Origin of the sequence: Streptomyces endophyticus, from assembly GCF_035798155.1 — a bacterium.
Taxonomy (GTDB): Bacteria; Actinomycetota; Actinomycetes; order Streptomycetales; family Streptomycetaceae; genus Streptomyces; species Streptomyces endophyticus.
On record NZ_JAOZYC010000207.1, the window covers coordinates 76199 to 91823 of the forward strand.

Annotated in this window: 18 protein-coding genes; 11 read left to right on the plus strand and 7 right to left on the minus strand. The window is 69.9% G+C overall.

Features of this window, described 5'->3' with window-relative positions; all coding sequences use genetic code 11:
* Positions 1–90 precede the first annotated feature (90 nt).
* The 3 genes from OKJ99_RS41990 (at position 91) to OKJ99_RS42000 (ending at position 1011) form a co-directional block, all read left to right on the plus strand.
* Entirely contained in the window at positions 91–282 is a 192-nt protein-coding gene (locus OKJ99_RS41990; protein WP_326023920.1) for a hypothetical protein, read from the plus strand.
* Positions 283–310: 28 nt separating this feature from the next.
* The gene (locus tag OKJ99_RS41995; protein WP_326023921.1) at positions 311–601 is read left to right on the plus strand and encodes a hypothetical protein; all 291 of its coding nucleotides are present in this window, start codon (positions 311–313) and stop codon (positions 599–601) included.
* Positions 602–789: 188 nt separating this feature from the next.
* Entirely contained in the window at positions 790–1011 is a 222-nt protein-coding gene (locus OKJ99_RS42000; protein WP_326023922.1) for a hypothetical protein, read from the plus strand.
* Between the two features lie 212 nt (positions 1012–1223).
* Here OKJ99_RS42000 and OKJ99_RS42005 read toward each other — a convergent pair whose 3' ends face one another.
* A complete protein-coding gene (locus OKJ99_RS42005; protein WP_326023923.1) occupies positions 1224–1895 on the minus strand; it encodes a hypothetical protein in 672 nt (223 codons plus the stop codon).
* A 41-nt stretch (positions 1896–1936) separates the two neighbouring features.
* On the opposite strand from OKJ99_RS42005, the gene OKJ99_RS42010 reads away from it, so the two are divergent.
* The 8 genes from OKJ99_RS42010 to OKJ99_RS42045 all read left to right on the plus strand — a co-directional run bounded on the left by OKJ99_RS42010 (position 1937) and on the right by OKJ99_RS42045 (position 8949).
* A complete protein-coding gene (locus tag OKJ99_RS42010; RefSeq protein ID WP_326023924.1) occupies positions 1937–2506 on the plus strand; it encodes a hypothetical protein in 570 nt (189 codons plus the stop codon).
* Between the two features lie 168 nt (positions 2507–2674).
* On the plus strand, positions 2675–3532 hold the full coding sequence (locus tag OKJ99_RS42015) for a hypothetical protein (RefSeq protein WP_326023925.1): 858 nt from the start codon (positions 2675–2677) through the stop codon (positions 3530–3532).
* Positions 3533–3560: 28 nt separating this feature from the next.
* Positions 3561–4400, plus strand: a complete 840-nt coding sequence (locus tag OKJ99_RS42020) for a hypothetical protein (RefSeq protein ID WP_326023926.1) — start codon at positions 3561–3563, stop codon at positions 4398–4400.
* The gene (locus tag OKJ99_RS42025; RefSeq protein ID WP_326023927.1) at positions 4387–6780 is read left to right on the plus strand and encodes a hypothetical protein; all 2394 of its coding nucleotides are present in this window, start codon (positions 4387–4389) and stop codon (positions 6778–6780) included. Before OKJ99_RS42020 ends, OKJ99_RS42025 begins: the two co-directional genes overlap by 14 nt.
* Before the next feature lie 199 nt (positions 6781–6979).
* Positions 6980–7165 (plus strand): hypothetical protein, encoded by a 186-nt coding sequence (locus tag OKJ99_RS42030; protein ID WP_326023928.1) that lies wholly within the window; start codon positions 6980–6982, stop codon positions 7163–7165.
* Positions 7162–7812, plus strand: a complete 651-nt coding sequence (locus OKJ99_RS42035) for a hypothetical protein (RefSeq protein WP_326023929.1) — start codon at positions 7162–7164, stop codon at positions 7810–7812. The genes OKJ99_RS42030 and OKJ99_RS42035 overlap by 4 nt, the downstream gene beginning before the upstream one ends.
* 19 nt (positions 7813–7831) lie before the next feature.
* A complete protein-coding gene (locus tag OKJ99_RS42040) occupies positions 7832–8686 on the plus strand; it encodes a peptidoglycan-binding protein (RefSeq protein WP_326023930.1) in 855 nt (284 codons plus the stop codon).
* 14 nt (positions 8687–8700) lie between these two features.
* Positions 8701–8949 (plus strand): hypothetical protein, encoded by a 249-nt coding sequence (locus OKJ99_RS42045; protein WP_326023931.1) that lies wholly within the window; start codon positions 8701–8703, stop codon positions 8947–8949.
* A gap of 65 nt (positions 8950–9014) precedes the next feature.
* Here the strand turns inward: OKJ99_RS42045 and OKJ99_RS42050 are convergent, their stop codons facing one another.
* The 6 genes from OKJ99_RS42050 to OKJ99_RS42075 form a co-directional block, all read right to left on the minus strand.
* On the minus strand, positions 9015–9479 hold the full coding sequence (locus tag OKJ99_RS42050; RefSeq protein ID WP_326023932.1) for a heat shock protein transcriptional repressor HspR: 465 nt from the start codon (positions 9477–9479) through the stop codon (positions 9015–9017).
* Between the two features lie 5 nt (positions 9480–9484).
* On the minus strand, positions 9485–10672 hold the full coding sequence (dnaJ, locus tag OKJ99_RS42055; protein WP_326023933.1) for a molecular chaperone DnaJ: 1188 nt from the start codon (positions 10670–10672) through the stop codon (positions 9485–9487).
* 48 nt (positions 10673–10720) lie between these two features.
* Positions 10721–11383: a nucleotide exchange factor GrpE gene (gene grpE / locus OKJ99_RS42060; RefSeq protein ID WP_326023934.1), complete on the minus strand. Its 663-nt coding sequence runs from the start codon at positions 11381–11383 to the stop codon at positions 10721–10723.
* Positions 11380–13239, minus strand: a complete 1860-nt coding sequence (gene dnaK / locus OKJ99_RS42065) for a molecular chaperone DnaK (protein WP_326023935.1) — start codon at positions 13237–13239, stop codon at positions 11380–11382. The genes grpE and dnaK overlap by 4 nt, the downstream gene beginning before the upstream one ends.
* A 186-nt stretch (positions 13240–13425) precedes the next feature.
* Positions 13426–14637 carry a glycosyltransferase gene (locus OKJ99_RS42070; protein ID WP_326023936.1) on the minus strand — a complete coding sequence of 404 codons (1212 nt, stop codon included), beginning with the start codon at positions 14635–14637 and terminating at the stop codon, positions 13426–13428.
* A 2-nt stretch (positions 14638–14639) separates the two neighbouring features.
* Positions 14640–15470, minus strand: a complete 831-nt coding sequence (locus OKJ99_RS42075; RefSeq protein ID WP_326023937.1) for an NAD-dependent epimerase/dehydratase family protein — start codon at positions 15468–15470, stop codon at positions 14640–14642.
* Between the last annotated feature and the right edge of the window lie 155 nt (positions 15471–15625).

Sequence of the window (15625 nt, forward strand, 5' to 3'; positions counted from 1 at the left end):
CGCCCGTACCTGGTTCGACGGCGTCTGCGCGGGCCGGTTGTGGCGCAACGGCCGCGCGGTCGACGCCCCGGAAGAGAGCGAGACCCGGCGATGAACGTACGCACCGAACGCCCGGCCCGTGAGACCGCCGAAGCCCTCGACTGGCTGCGCGCCCTCGCCGAGCGATTCCCTCTGCTGCTCGCGGAGTTGGCCCCGGCCCCCGCCTCCGGCACACCCCGCCCCGGCCCCTCCGGCGGCCCGGCGCCGCCCCACACGGGCGCCGGGCCGCGCCCATCCCCGTAGATCTCGATCTCGCTCAAGGAGCGCACCCATGCCCGGATTCGACGTCAACGCCGCCCGCGCCCAGCGCCTGGAGGCGCTCGGCCGCACCTGGCCGTTCCAACTCGACGACGACACCTTCGAATTGCCGACGGAACTCGGCCGCGCGACGGCCCGCAAGCTGCGCGACCTCGACGACAACGACGTGGACGGCCTCCTGCACCTCCTCCTCGGCGACGAACAGTTCGCGCGCTTCGACCAGCACGACGTCACCGTGCAGGACATCGGCGCCATCCTGGAGGCCTACGGCAAGGAGACCGGGCTCGGCCTGGGGGAAGGCTGAGCCTCGACGCGCTCGTAGAAGAGCACGCCGAGGCCATCGAGGCCGACCTGCTGCGTCACTACGGTGTCGACCTGCTGGACTGGTACCGCGACCGGCTGACCGCGCGACGGCTCGCGACGCTGGTCAAGTATCTGCCGCACGACAGCAACCTTGCCCATGAGCTGCACGGGGAGAGTGCGGACTGGTCGGTGGGCGAACATCTGTTGGCCCACATCGCGGACCAACTCGCCGAAGCCAATTGGATGTTCGCGACGGTCAACCGGGACGAGGACGCGGAGCCACTGGACTTTCCCGAGCCGCTGCCCCGGCCGGGTGTGCCGGCCCCCGCCCGGCCGGGAGAGGAGCCGGACCACGCCGCGGCGCAGCTCCCGGACCCGGAACAGCTGTCCAGGTTCTTCGCGCAGCCCTAGGGCCCTTCTGACGGATCAGGCTGGATACGGGAGGCTGGTCATGGGCGGTGCGGGCCAGCGGGGTCTGGTGCGTGCAGCTGCAAGGCGGAGGAGGGCGTCAACGCGGAGCGTTGGCAACCGACGACAACGCCGCAGATGGGCGTGCCAGACCCCGCGACTCCGGCAAGATCCGTCAGAAGGGCCCTAGGGCCAGAACCCTGGAGGCCCGTCCGTCACCCTCGGTTCTTCCGCCACGCCTTGAATCGCCGAGCCACGAGCCACGGAGTCCAGGAGCTGCTCAGCTGTGCTCTCAGGTTCGGCACGACACCACCTCGCTTGAGGCCGTCCTTCCCCCAGAAGTCGTCGTATCCGATGTCACTTGGATCTCCGCAGATCTGCCAGAAGATATTCGTGCGGTCAATTCGCGCCAGGGACCGGATCATCTCTTCCACTCCGAACCTTGAATCCAGGCACAGAATGACACACGTAAGTCCCTTGGACAGGGGGCGGATCTGCATCACGCTGTTCATGACGTCAACCGCTTGAGCATGGCCGTAGAAGCTGTCCGATATTCCGAAACGACGCCCCACCTCATTCCTGGGGCTCGGGTCGTCGAGAACACCACTGCTCGCATTCGGAAGAACTGCCCAGTCGGCAGCCCATTCATCGAAGTTCGCTTGGTCCACTTCCGAATGAGCCACCGTCGACCCGTGTCCGACCTGATCCACCGCCCTGCCATGCAGGATGACGGTCACCGTGGCCGAACCGCCGATCTGTTCGGCCACCCTCAGGGCATTCTTTGCTTTTCGTGCGATGGATGATCTGTAACGAGGGTTGAAGTATGTCGGACTCGTGACAGGCAGGGCGACGATCACCTTTGCGGGCTCAGCAGGCTCGGCAGTCATGCCGTGCAACCTAACACCAACCAGCTGTATGGGAGCGCGACTTGAGTACACCGGCGGAAATCAAACTCGACACCCTCTCTGAAACACTCAAAACCCACACGGCAGACATCAAGAAACTAAAAGAGACCACCAAGGCCAAGTCTCTCACCGCGACCATTGTGACGGCGAGTGCCGCCGCCGCGACGGCGAGCGCGACAGGTTTGGCGGCCAGCATTTCCCTTTTCAAGGTGGACGAGAAGGGAATCACCATCCTCGGAGCGACCAGGGAGTTCAAATGGATTAACAACCAGATCAGTCGGCTCCAGAAGCGGATCGAAAACTCGGAGCAGCGTGACAAACGGGCACGCGACGAGATAGTGAAGAGCCACATTCGCGATATCGAGAAGATTCCTCGCATAGAAGCCGACGTCAACGCCCTCCGACGCCGCCTCTCTCGTGCCGCGCAGGCAGCATCGCAGGCATCCATCAACTCGCGGCGCACGCTGGCTGCGGATCCCGATAACCGGACCAACCAGGGAGTTCACAGTTCCAGGCCTGTAGTCCGAGGGGTCGCCAGCGACGTCAAATCACTTGAGCAGGCCATCAGCGCGCTCGCGAGCGTCCTCGCATGAGCGTCCGCGCCCCAGAGCGAGTAGGTAGGCGAATCAATGAAGTTGAAGCAAGCAGTCGGGCAGGTGTCGTCCGGACTCAAAGGGCTGAATACCCGCCTGGGCTCGACAACGCAGGGAATGAACGCTCTGAAACGCGGCGCTTCCGGAGCCGCTTCCCCCGTGTCCCGGTTGAAGACCGAAGCTCGCGGGGCCGACACCTCCCTCAAGAGGTCCAAGACATCCACCGACAAGTTCAAGACCTCCCTCGACCGCCTCAAGTCCTCCTCCGGCAGGGCCAACACCGCTCTCCGTGACGTAAAGCGCCAGTCGGACGCCGTGGACAAGTCCGTCGGCAAGGCCGGCAAATCCGCCACCAGTGGCGGTAAGTCGATGACCGGGCTCGGGAAGGGGCTGAAGGGGGCCACCCTCGCGCAGAAGGGGCTCAACGTGGCCATGAAGGCGAACGCCTTCGGGCTCGTCATGACCCTGCTGGCGCCGATCATCAGCCAGTTCATCAACATGGACAAGGTCTCCAAGCTCCTCGCCAAGGGCGTGAAGTGGGCCTGGAACGCCATATCCGGCGCCATCAAGTCCCACTCCGGTCCCATCAAGGCCGTCATGAAGGGGATCATCAACGCCTTCACGGCCCTGCCCCGCGCCTACATCGGCGGCATGAACGCCATGATCGGCGGCCTGAACAAGATTCACGTGAAGATTCCGGGCTGGGTGCCGGTCGTCGGCGGCAAGGAATTCGGGATCAACCTCCCGAGGATTCCGAACATTCCGACGCTCGCCGAAGGCGGCGTCATCGGCGCGCGGACCGGCGGCCGTCTCGCCGTCGTCGGTGAGGCCGGTGAGGACGAGGCGGTCATTCCGCTGTCGAAACTGGGCGCGATGCTCGGCCGTCACCCGGGCGGTGGCGCCGCCGTGGAACGGCTCGCCGCCGCTGTCGAGAAGCTCGCCGACCGGCCCGTACACATTCAGGTCGACTCACAGACCATCGCGCGCGCCGTCTTCCTCGGCCAGCGCCAACTCGCCCGCCGATAGGCCGACTACACCGAAAGGAGGGTGAATCGTGGGCAGCAATCTGTGGATCGGCGCGCCTGGGTCCCTCTACGAGATCGATCAGGCCACCACGTCCTTCGACCGCAGCGCCGACCTCGGCGTCAGTGAGTTCAAGTCGCTCGGCGGCCTCGTCACCGTCACCCGCACCGCGTCCACCACCCGTCGTACGAAGCTGAGCTGGGACCGGTTGCCGCCCGCCGACGCCCGCGCCCTCGACCGGCTCGCGCGGCGCATCGACGGTCCGGGCCCGCTCGTCCTCATCGACCCGGTCGCCGGGAACGTGCTCGGCGCCGCCCAGGCCGCGGGGCGCGGGGTGGCGGGGGCCGGGGACGTCAGCGGGCTCGACCAGTGGTTCAAGGTGTCGGCGACCGGCGCCGTCGTCGAGGTCGCGGGCGCGCCGGGGACGTTCGCGTTCACGGCCGCCGACGCGACCAGCAAGCTCGGCTGGCGGTGCGTGCCGTGGCAGGGCAACTTCCCGGTGGCGGCCGGCACCCGCATCTCGTTCCGCGCGCCGAGCGCCATCGCCGCGCTGGGGACGGTCGGGGTCAACATCGACTTCAAGAAGGCGGACGGGAGTTATCTGTCCGGGCCTTCCGCGACCGGCCCCTACGTCGCGGCCACCGTCCCCGCCGGAGCCGTCTTCGCCACGCCGTGCGCGACCCCCGGCACCGCCGGCACCTACTCCCTCGCCGGAGCCTGCCTCTCGTACGACGACGGGGCCGCGCACACCATCCCCGGCGACGGCCTCCCGCAGCTCGCCGTGACCACGTACACCGATACCCCCGGCCTCCCGCTGCCCTATCGCAGCATCAACCTCGAACTCGTGGAGGTGTCCCGTGCAACAAGCTGATCCGGCCACGGAGGCCGCGCTCGGCACCGGCGAGCGCACCGCCACGCACACCACCCGGCTCGGCGGGCAGGACGTCAGCGACCAGGTGCAGTCCTGGGAGCTGGAGCGTTCGTACGCGACCGATCTGCCGGCCGCGATGCGCGCGTTCTCGGGGAGCTCGTCGGCGCAGCTCCAGCTCCAACTGGGCGGCAGTGGAACGAAGTTGGCACCGGAGCTGTACTCCGCTTGGGCCGACCGGGCCACCGGTGACCTCGCCCGCCCCGGCCAGAGCGTCGTGCACGAGACGGGCGTCGGGGCCGGTGACACCCTGCCCTCCTTCCGCGGCACCCTGCGCGCCAGGTCCGCCGCCTCCGGCACCGACACCGCGCAGCTCACCGCGCTCGACGGCGCCGAACGGCTCCGCTCGCCCGCCGAACTCCCTCGCCCCTACACGGGGTTGTACTGGCGCCGCCCCGTCGCCACCGCCACGTGGTGCGTCGACGAACTGCTCCGCCAGGCCGGCTTCCTGACCAGCCCACCGGCTCGGGCCCCGGAGTTCGTCCCGGGCGAGCCGCTGACCCTCACCCACGCCACCCTCCACGGCGGGTTCGCGACGTCGTACGGCATGCCGGAGGACCTCCCCGACCCGCGCCACTACACATGGGCGCGCACCGGAGCGCCGCACGAGATGGCCCTCGTACCGCGCGGTCTGCCCGCAGGGGCGAGCGGCATCACGGTGTCCTGGTTCCCGCGCAGCCGCGTCACGGTGCCGGGCAGCCGCCTCTTCGCGGAAGCCTGGGTGAACAACGCCATCGGCATCGGCTCGACCGTCCGCCTCGACCTGGAGCTGAACCGTACGGGTTCGGCCACCGGCACCCTCTCCCTCGCGGTCGACTTCACTGCGGGCACGCTCACGGCGTGGTCGCTCAGCAGCGACTCGAAGGTGCCGGGCGGCGGGCTCACCTGGAGCGGGAACGCCACCGCGATGAAGGCGCAGCGCGGCGTGTGGCACATCGGCGCGTACGTCGATGTGTACGCCTCGACGGGCGGCCGGGCTCTGCCGCAGATCACGCCGATGCTGACGGCGCCCGACGGCACGACGTGGGTCGGCGGCGTCGGCGCGTTCACCGCGACGACGGGGCCGCAGCCCGTCGCCGAGCTGCGCAAGATCCGGTTGATCACGTCGATGGCGACGGAAGCGGTGCAGGTGACGAGCGGTCTCGCCGCGGCACCGACCGTCGCCGACTTCACACAGGCCGGGCAGTGGGTGAAGTCGGCCGACCTCGACGAGGCGATCCTGCCGCTGCGGACCATTCCGAAGGTGTCCGGTTCGCAGTGGGAGGCCATCGGCCAGATCGCGAAGGCCAGCATGTCCACCGCCGAACTGGACGAACGCGGCCGCTTCCGCTGGCGCAACTTCACCCGTTTCGCGACGACACCGACCAGCCCGGATCTGACGCTGACGTCCGTGCGCTCGATCGCCGCCCTCACGGTCACCGAGGAGATCGACGCCTGCCGCAACTACTGCGTGCAGCCCGTCACCGACTGGAGCGCGGTCTACATCAAGGAAGCGGACGCGATCGTCGACACGGTGGTACGGGAGATCCCGCCGAACGGCTCACTGACCGTCAGCTACACCTTCGGAGAGGACGAACTGGACGTCGGCCCGCCCGACACCGACGACGACTCGGTCGGCACGCCCGGTTCGTCGTTCCGCGTCGCGACGCAGAACGCGGCGGGGACGACGGCCGTGAAGGGGGCGGTCGACGCGATGGTGCGGCGCGAGAACGGCGTCATCGTGCTGCGCCACTACAACCGCACGTCGTCCCGCCTCTACACGGTCGACAGGAACGGAGCGCCGTCCATCCGGATCGTGCCGATCCAGCCGAACGAGGACCCGGTGGACCGGCAGGCGGTGTCGTACGTCGAGGGCAGCGACAGCGAGAAGTGGTACGGGCGCCAGGAGTTCTACGGTGACCAGTCGGAGTGGGTCCAGGACCTGGCGGCGGCACGCCAGTTGGCGGCGGCGATGCGCTCCGCGGGCGAGCTCCCGGTCCCGGTCCTGGAAGACGTCCAGGTCCTCTACGACCCCCGTATCCAACTCGGCGACGTGGTCCGCGTGGTGGACACATCGGGGGCGGCCCTCGACACGTTGGCCTGGGTGGTGGGCATCACGTCCTCGGCCGCGAGTGGCGGCGGCGTCCAACAAACCCTGAGCCTGCGCGGCGTCGCCCCCAACGGCGTCCCCGCCGACGCGGACCTGTCCCCGGACACCCCGGCCCTCCCGCCGGCCCCGGCCCCGTCCCGCACGTACGCCTCCATCTCCACGTCTTACGCCACCCTGTCGGCGATGCGCACCGCAAACCCGACATGGGACGACGTCCGCCGCCCGGCGGCGTAACCCGCACCGGGGCCACGCCCCCTGCCCCATTGCGCCGCACCCACACATCAAGCCCCTGCGGCGCTTGAGCAGCGGGGTCCGGGGCGGAGCCCCGATCTTTTCAGCCCCGCCGGCGCTTGAGGCGCGGGGTCCGGGGCGGAGCCCCGTGAGCGTGACCCCGGTGCCGGTCAACCACACACACCTACCCACGGAGTGCCCCGTGTCAGATCCCTCCGACGCACCCACCCCCGTACAACCCCCCGAATCCCTCCTCCAGGAACTCGCCGCCGCCCAGGCCGCCGAGGCCAACCCCTACGAGGACCCACCCCCGGCCGACCAACAGCCCCCCGGCGACGCCCTCCTGACCATAACGATCGACCCGCAACCCCTTGAGGAGACCCCGTGACCACCCAGTACACCCCCATCAGCGCCCTCCCCTACCCACAGGCCACCGACCCGGCCGACCTCCCCACCCACCTCAAGGCCCTCGCCGACACCACCGACGCCCGCCTCGTCATGCGCTTCCCGGACACCGCCACCCGCGACACCAAGCTCCCCGCCCCCGTCGCCGGCATGATCGCCTGGATCGGCACCCCGGGCCGGATGATGTACTACAACGGCACCGCCTGGGTCCCCCTCGCCCCGGTCCCCGTCTTCCGCGTCAACGTGGACGACGGCGACACCACATCGACCTCCTACGTCGAAACCCTCGCCAACGCCGGCGGCGACCCCATGGCTGCGACCTTCACCGCCCCCGCCTCGGGCCAGGTCATCGTCACGGTCGGCAGCTACATCCGATCCTCGGCCTCCTCCGGTATCGCGTGCATGTCGGCCAACATCCGCAACTCCTCCGGCACCATCCTCTACGCCGCCGTCGACGAGCGCTCGGCGGCCTCGGCAATCACCAACCGGACGTCGGTCTCCGCCCAGTTCCTCATCACGGGCCTCGCCGCCGGCACGACCCACACGGCGACCCCCGCCTACCGCTCCGGCGCCACTACGAACACGGCGTACTTCGACACCCGCTTCATCCGCGTCGACCCCATCCCGTAAACCCCCCGTAGGAGTACCCGTGGCCACACCCCTGACCGCGTCCGCCTTCGCCCGCGTCCTGCGCGACGAAGGCGTACAGGTCCGAGAACACGCCAACTGGCAGACACACAACCGCAATCACAAGGGCGCGTGGGGCCCGGTCAACGGCGTCATGCTGCACCACACCGCCGGCCGCGACAGCCTCGCCCTCTGCCGCGACGGCACCGCCACCCTCCCGGGGCCGCTCTGCACGGGCCTCGTCGCGAAGGACGGCACCGTCCACCTCGTCGGCTACGGCCGCACCAACCACGCGGGCTCCGGATCCGCCGCGACATACTCCGCTGTCCGCGCCGAACGCGCCCTTCCCTCGCCCCCGGGACCGGACACCGTCGACGGCAACACCCACTTCTACGGCTTCGAGATCGAGAACCTCGGCAACGGGCAGGACCCCTACCCCTCGCCCCAACTCACCACCGTCGAACGGCTCTGCGCCGCCCTGTGCCGCGTCCACGGCTGGACCGCGGCGAGCGTCATCGGCCACAAGGAGTGGACCCGACGCAAGATCGACCCGTCGTTCTCGATGAGCGGCATGCGCAGACGGGTCGACGCCCGCCTCGGCACCCGCCCCGCCCCCACCCCGCACCCCTCCTACGCGGAGTTCCCCGGCGCCGCCTTCTTCGTGCCGGGCCGCCGCAGCGCGCTGATCACGGCGGTCGGGCGGCGGCTCGTCGCGGAGGGCTGCGGGCGCTACCGGATCGGGCCCGGACCGGAGTGGACCGAGGCCGACGTGGCCTCGTACGCGGTCTGGCAGCGCAAGCTCGGCTACACGGGCGCGGCCGCCGACGGCATCCCGGGCCGCGCCAGCTGGGACGAGCTGCGCGTGCCGCGCGCATGAGAGGAGACGGAGGAGTGGGTGAACAGGTCGATGTGGCACTGGAGTTGGAGCGGCTGCGGCGCTCCGTCGATGTCGGTTTCGCCGCCACTCAGGGCAATCTGGCGCTGGTTCTCCAGCGCGCCGACCAGACGGACAAGACGCTGGGCGAGCACGAGGACCGCCTCGACGCCCTCGAACGCTCCCGCTGGCCGCTGCCGTCCCTCGCGGCGCTGACCTCGTGCGCCGCACTGGTGATCGCGGTGTGGCAGTCGACGGGACGCTGAACAACCACGCGAAGGGGCCCGGAGGTCGAACGGCCTCCGGGCCCCTTCACACGCGTGTATGCGGGTCAGTCCTGCGACCGCTTGTTCTTGGGCCGCCACACCACCAGCGCGCTCGTCTGCTGGACCTCCTGGTACGGGACCAGGTCCCGACGGTAGGAGGCGTGCACCGCCGCCTCGCGCTGCTGGATCGCGGAGGCCGCGCTCTCCACCGCGGAGGAGAGTTCGGCCACGCGGGACTGCAACGCGGCGACCTGGTTCTCCAGCTCGATGATGCGCTTGATGCCGGCCAGGTTGATGCCCTCTGCCTGCGACAGGTGCTGCACCGCACGGAGCAGTTCGATGTCGCGGGCCGAGTAGCGCCTGCCGCGCCCGGCCGTGCGGTCGGGCGAGACCAGGCCGAGGCGGTCGTACTGGCGCAGGGTCTGTGGATGCAGGCCGGACAGCTGTGCCGCCACCGAGATGACGTACACCGGCGTCTCGTCGGTCAGTTCGTACGGGTTGCTTCGCCGACGACCGGGCTGCCCGTCCATCACACTCACGCTCCCTTCGCGTCCCTGAACAAGTCTGCCCGCACGTCGGTGTCCTCAGTCGCCTTGCGGTACGACTCGAGAGCCGAACGGGCGTCCTCCGAAAGGTCCTTGGGGACGTCCACCTCGACCGTCACCAGCAGGTCCCCGCGCGTGCCGTCCTTGCGGACCGCACCCTTGCCGCGGGCCCGCATCGTCCGCCCGTTCGGCGTGCCCGGGGGCAGCTTCAGGGTGACGGCGGGGCCGCCGAGTGTGGGCACCTTGACCTCGGCGCCGAGCGCCGCCTCGGTGAACGTCACCGGGACGGTGACCGTGAGGTTGTCGCCCTTGCGGCCGAAGACCGGGTGGGCGTCGACGTGCACGACGACGTACAGATCGCCCGCGGGGCCGCCCCGTTCACCGGGTGCGCCCTTGCCGCGGAGCCTGATGCGCTGGCCGTCGGAGACCCCCGCGGGGATCCTGACCTGCATGGTGCGCGAGGACTTCGCCCGCCCGCTGCCCTTGCAGGCATCGCACGGCGTCTCCGCGATCAGGCCGCGGCCCTTGCAGTCCACGCACGGGTCGGTGAGGGAGAAGCCGCCACCGCCGCCCCGCGAGACCTGTCCCGTACCGACGCAGGTGGGGCACACTCGCGGTGTGCCGTTCGCGTCGCCGGTGCCGGAGCAGGCCTTGCAGGGGGCCTGGGACGACATGCGCAGCGGGACCGTGGCCCCGTCCACCGCCTCGGTGAAGCTGAGCGTCACCTCGGACTCGATGTCCTGACCCCGGCGCGGCTGCGTACGCGTGCCCGCGCCCGCGCCGCCCCGGTTGAACAGGCCACCGAACACGTCACCGATGCCGCCGCCGAAGCCGCCCTGCCCCGCCTGGCCCTGGGCGCCGCCTCCGAAGAGGTCGCCCAGGTCGAAGTTGAACGAGCCGTTGCCGCCGGCGCCGCCGGGTCCCGGACGGAACCCGCCGCTGCCGAACAGGGCGCGCGCCTCGTCGTACTCCTTGCGCTTCTTGGGGTCACCGAGGATGTCGTTCGCCTCGGAGATCTCCTTGAAGCGCTCCTCCGCCTTGTCGTTGCCCTTGTTGGCGTCGGGGTGGTTCTCGCGGGCGAGCTTGCGGTACGCCTTCTTGATCTCGGCGTCCGTGGCGTCCTTGGGGACGCCGAGGACCTTGTAGTAGTCCTTCTCGATGAAGTCCTTGGTGCTCATCGGCCTCGACGTCCCTCCTCACTCACATCAATCAGTACGTGTACGACGTCAGCCCTCTTCCGGGCCACCGTTGTCCTCGTCGCCCGGGGCGTCGGCCGACTCCTCGGACTTGCCCTGCGCGCCCGGCTGCGGCTCGGCCACGGCCACCCGCGCGGGGCGGATGGTGCGCTCGCCGATCCGGTAACCCGGCTGCAGGATCGCCACGCAGGTCGTCTCGGTGACGTCCGGCGCGTAGGAGTGCATCAGGGCCTCGTGCACGGTCGGGTCGAAGGGCTCGCCCTCCTTGCCGAACTGCTGAAGGCCCATCTTCGCGGCGACCGTCTCCAGGGATTCGGCCACCGACTTGAAGCCGCCGACGAGCTCGCCGTGCTCACGGGCACGGCCGATGTCGTCGAGAACGGGAAGCAGCTCGGTCAGGAGGTTCGCGACGGCGATCTCCTTGACCGTGACGCGGTCCCGCTCCACACGGCGCCGGTAGTTCTGGTACTCGGCCTGCAGCCGCTGGAGGTCCGCGGTGCGCTCGTTGAGCGCGGTACGCACCTGGTCCAGCTGCGCGGTCAGGGCAATGTCCGATGCGGAAGCTGAGTCCCCGGCCGGGGCCGCCCCCTCCTTGTCGGAGGGAGCGGCCTGCGGCTCGGCGTCATCGGGGGTGGCGCCGGAGGGGACGTCAGGCTTCTCGTTCTCCTCGAAGCCCGGGGTCTCCTCCGTCACGCGGCACCGTCCTTGCGGTCCTTGTCCTCGTCGACGATCTCGGCGTCCACGACGTCGTCGTCGGCCTTGGCGTCACCCTGCGGGGCGTCACCCTGCGGGGCGTCGCCGGCGGCCTGGGCGCCCTGGGCGTCGGCGTACATGGCCTGGCCCAGCTTCTGCGAGACGGCGGCGACCTTCTCGGTGGCGGTGCGGATCTCGGCCGAGTCCTCGCCCTTGAGCTTCTCCTTCAGCTCGGTGAGCGCCTCCTCGACCTCGGTCTTCACCTCGGCGGGGACCTTCTCCTCGTTGTCCTTGAGGAACTTCTCCGTCTGGTAGACGAGCTGCTCGCCCTGGTTGCGGGACTCGGCGGCCTCGCGGCGGGCGTGGTCCTCGTCCGCGTACTTCTCGGCCTCTTCGCGCATCCGGTTGACCTCGTCCTTCGGCAGCGAGGAGCCACCGGTGACGGTCATCTTCTGCTCCTTGCCCGTGCCGAGGTCCTTGGCCGTGACGTGCATGATTCCGTTGGCGTCGATGTCGAAGGCGACCTCGACCTGCGGGACACCACGCGGGGCCGGCGGCAGACCGGTCAGCTCGAACATTCCGAGCTTCTTGTTGTACGCCGCGATCTCGCGCTCGCCCTGGTAGACCTGGATCTGCACCGACGGCTGGTTGTCCTCGGCCGTCGTGAAGATCTCGGAGCGCTTCGTCGGAATCGTGGTGTTCCGCTCGATGAGCTTGGTCATGATGCCGCCCTTGGTCTCGATACCGAGGGACAGCGGGGTGACGTCGAGGAGCAGGACGTCCTTGACCTCGCCCTTGAGGACACCGGCCTGCAGGGCGGCGCCGATGGCGACGACCTCGTCCGGGTTGACGCCCTTGTTGGCCTCGTTGCCCGCGGTCAGTTCCTTGACCAGCTCGGCGACGGCCGGCATACGGGTCGAACCACCGACGAGAACGACGTGGTCGATCTCGGACAGGTTGATGCCCGCGTCCTTGATGACGTTGTGGAACGGCGTCTTGCAGCGCTCCAGAAGGTCCGACGTGAGCTGCTGGAACTGAGCGCGCGTGAGCTTCTCGTCCAGGTGCAGCGGGCCCTCGGCGGACGCCGTGATGTACGGCAGGTTGATCGTGGTCTCCGTGGAGGAGGACAGCTCGATCTTCGCCTTCTCGGCGGCCTCGCGCAGGCGCTGGAGCGCCATCTTGTCCTTGCCCAGGTCCACGCCGTGGCCGTTGTTGAACTGCTTGACCAGGTAGTCGACGACGCGCTGGTCCCAGTCGTCACCGCCGAGCTGGTTGTCGCCGTTCGTGGCCTTCACCTCGACGACGCCGTCGCCGATCTCCAGGAGCGAGACGTCGAACGTACCGCCACCGAGGTCGAAGACCAGGATGGTCTGGTCGTCCTTGTCCAGGCCGTAGGCCAGGGCCGCGGACGTCGGCTCGTTGACGATGCGCAGGACGTTCATGCCCGCGATCTCGCCGGCTTCCTTCGTCGCCTGCCGCTCGGAGTCGTTGAAGTAGGCCGGGACGGTGATGACCGCGTCCGTGACCTTCTCGCCGAGGTAGGACTCCGCGTCGCGCTTCAGCTTCTGCAGGATGAACGCGGAGATCTGCTGCGGGTTGAAGTCCTTCCCGTCCAGGTCGATCTTCCAGTCGGTGCCCATGTGGCGCTTCACCGAGCGGATGGTCCGGTCCACGTTCGTGACCGCCTGGCGCTTCGCAACCTCGCCGACCAGCACTTCGCCGTTCTTCGCGAAAGCGACGACGGACGGCGTGGTCCTGGCGCCCTCGGCGTTCGCGATGACGGTGGGCTCACCGCCCTCCAGAACGCTGACGACGGAGTTAGTCGTGCCCAGGTCGATGCCGACCGCACGTGCCATTTCGATTCCTCCAGCTACCTACTTGAGTGGAACTGACTCAAGACTGCAACACCCTCCCCCTCGGCGTCAACAGACCTGAGTCCCACCCACTCAAGTTTTATCCTGCCCTTATCGGCAAACCGCTGGAGACAAGCGTCTGACCTGGGCTTTTATAAAGTTCCGAGAGCTCGTACGGAGATGATTACGCTACGAGCGAGGCGTGAGCGATGCGTAGAGGCACTCGGTGCGCTCGGTCCACACGGCTTCCCCGTACCGCTTCGCGTACACGGCGCGGCAGTGCTCCCGCAGCGTCGGGAAGATCTTGGCGGCCACGTCGAGCGCGTCGGGAAGGTGCGCGTCCAGGGTGGTGACCGTACCCGTGCCGTCGGACCGTACGGCACGCGGCACCGCCGACGCCCCGGCCCCCTCGAAGGCCAGCACCGGCAGCCCCGCCGCGAGCGCCTCCGCGTACACGAGCGGCACCGCCCCGCGCGCCCCCCGCCCCGGCAGCACGATCCCCCGGTACCCCGGAAGCGCCCGCCTGAGCTCCCCCCGCCCCACGGCCCCGCACATCCGCACCGACGCGGGCGCCGCCGCCCGGCACCGCCCCTCCAGCGGTCCGGCCCCGACCATGTCGAGGCGCTCACCCGCGGGCCAGCGGCGGAGCAGTTCCAGCACGCCGCGCTCCGGCGCGAGCGGCCCGACGCACACCCAGGCGCCACCGGCCCCGCCTGCCCCATAAGCCCCTCCGGCCCCACCGACCTCGGGTTCCGCGACGGTGGGCACGAAGTCGGGCAGCACGTCGAGGCGCTCCCGGGGCAGCCCGGCGCGCGCGCACGCGTCCCGGCTCGCCTCCGAGAGGACCACCAGGCGGTCGGCCCGCCGCAGCAGCGGGTCCTGCCGCAACCCGCCACGCGCCGCCCAGGGGAACTGCAACGCGGCGAACCGGGAGCCGCGGTGGGGGCCGTGCCGCAGGGTGGCGACCACCGGGCCCGTCCACTCGGTGACCCAGGCGCGGCCGAAGGCGGGGTACAGGTTGTGGACGTGCACGACGTCCGGGCCGAACGCGCGCAGGGTGGCGAGGTCCTGTTCGGAGTTCCCCCGTGGAGCAAGGAGCGGCGCCTGGTGCCGTCGAATCCAAGGCGGAGGAGGGAGTCGACGCGGAGCGAATGGGGTCTCCCCTGCTCGGAGCTTGTCGGAGAGCTTGGGGATGACCGACGACAACGCCGGAGGCGGCGGTGCCAGGCGTTGCGACGCCGCGGGGGAACTCCGAACAGGACCTTGGGGGCCGCGGCCGCGCCCGTTCACCGAGACGAGGCGCACCTCGTGTCCGGCGCGGGTGAGCGCGGCGACCTGGTCGAGGACGGCCTCGTCCTCACCGCCCGGGGCGCCGAAACCGTGGACGACGGCGATCCTCATCGTCAGACCCCGGCCGCGGCGGTCGCGACCACGCCGAACGCGCCGCCCGCCTCGACGAGGGCCGCGTCCACGATGTCGATGAGCCCCAACGTGGGCTCCCAGCCGGTGAGTTCCCGCAGCGGCCCGGAGTCGGGATCGTGTGCCTCCCCGTCCACCCCCTCGTACGGGACGAAGCGGAGCGCGGAGGGGGAGCCGGAGCGTTCCACGAGGATGCCCGCGAGGTCGGCGACGGCGGTCTCCTGCGCGGCGCAGACGTCGAAGACACGCCCGGCCGCGGCCGGCTCGGCGAGCAGCCGCAGCAGCGCGTCGACGGTGTCGGCGACGTGTGTGAAGCGGAATCGCCGGGTGCCGTCGCCGTGGATGGTGAGCGGCAGGCCCGCGACGGCCTGTTCGGCGAGGCGGGGCACGACGGCGCCGGACGCGGACGACTGACGCGGGCCGGCGGTGTGCTGGAGGCGGACCAGGATCATGTCTTCGCCGTGCGCCCGGCCGTCGGCGGCGACGAGCAGAGGGCGGCCGTGCCGCCGGGCGGCCTCGACGACGGGGCCTGCGCCCTCGGTCGCCAGGTGGACCACCGTGTCGCAGCGGCCCGCGAGTTCGGCGACGAGCCGGGTGTCGAGGGCCGAGCCGCGCACGAAGCGGAGCCGGGGGCTGGGCCAGGCGGCGGCGAGGTTGGCGCGGCCGCCCGTGGACAGGTCGTCGAGGACGACGACGGTGTGCCCTTCGGCGAGCAGCGCGTCGGTGAGGTGCGAGCCGACGAAGCCCGCGCCACCGGTGACCAGGTATGTCAAAGGTGCGGTCGTGGAGGGTGCGGTCGTCAACGGTGCGCTCATCCCCATAAGTTATTCCGTTATGTCCAAATATGGGGTGAATAACACGATCCGCTTTGGGGCCCCGTAATGATCCACACAGGGGTACCTGCGCGACACAGATCACCAGCCTGGCGACTACATTGCGCACAGGTAAGTGGGTAGTCTCGGACAGACAA

Bases quoted from the DNA above. Each gene is read 5' to 3' on its own strand.
- OKJ99_RS42070 (WP_326023936.1), bottom strand. From the start codon at position 14,637: ATGAGGATCGCCGTCGTCCACGGTTTCGGCGCCCCGGGCGGTGAGGAC.
- OKJ99_RS42050 (WP_326023932.1), bottom strand. From the start codon at position 9,479: ATGGACGGGCAGCCCGGTCGTCGGCGAAGCAACCCGTACGAACTGACC.
- OKJ99_RS41990 (WP_326023920.1), top strand. From the start codon at position 91: ATGAACGTACGCACCGAACGCCCGGCCCGTGAGACCGCCGAAGCCCTC.
- OKJ99_RS42005 (WP_326023923.1), bottom strand. From the start codon at position 1,895: ATGACTGCCGAGCCTGCTGAGCCCGCAAAGGTGATCGTCGCCCTGCCT.
- OKJ99_RS42075 (WP_326023937.1), bottom strand. From the start codon at position 15,470: ATGAGCGCACCGTTGACGACCGCACCCTCCACGACCGCACCTTTGACA.
- dnaK (WP_326023935.1), bottom strand. From the start codon at position 13,239: ATGGCACGTGCGGTCGGCATCGACCTGGGCACGACTAACTCCGTCGTC.
- dnaJ (WP_326023933.1), bottom strand. From the start codon at position 10,672: ATGAGCACCAAGGACTTCATCGAGAAGGACTACTACAAGGTCCTCGGC.
- OKJ99_RS41995 (WP_326023921.1), top strand. From the start codon at position 311: ATGCCCGGATTCGACGTCAACGCCGCCCGCGCCCAGCGCCTGGAGGCG.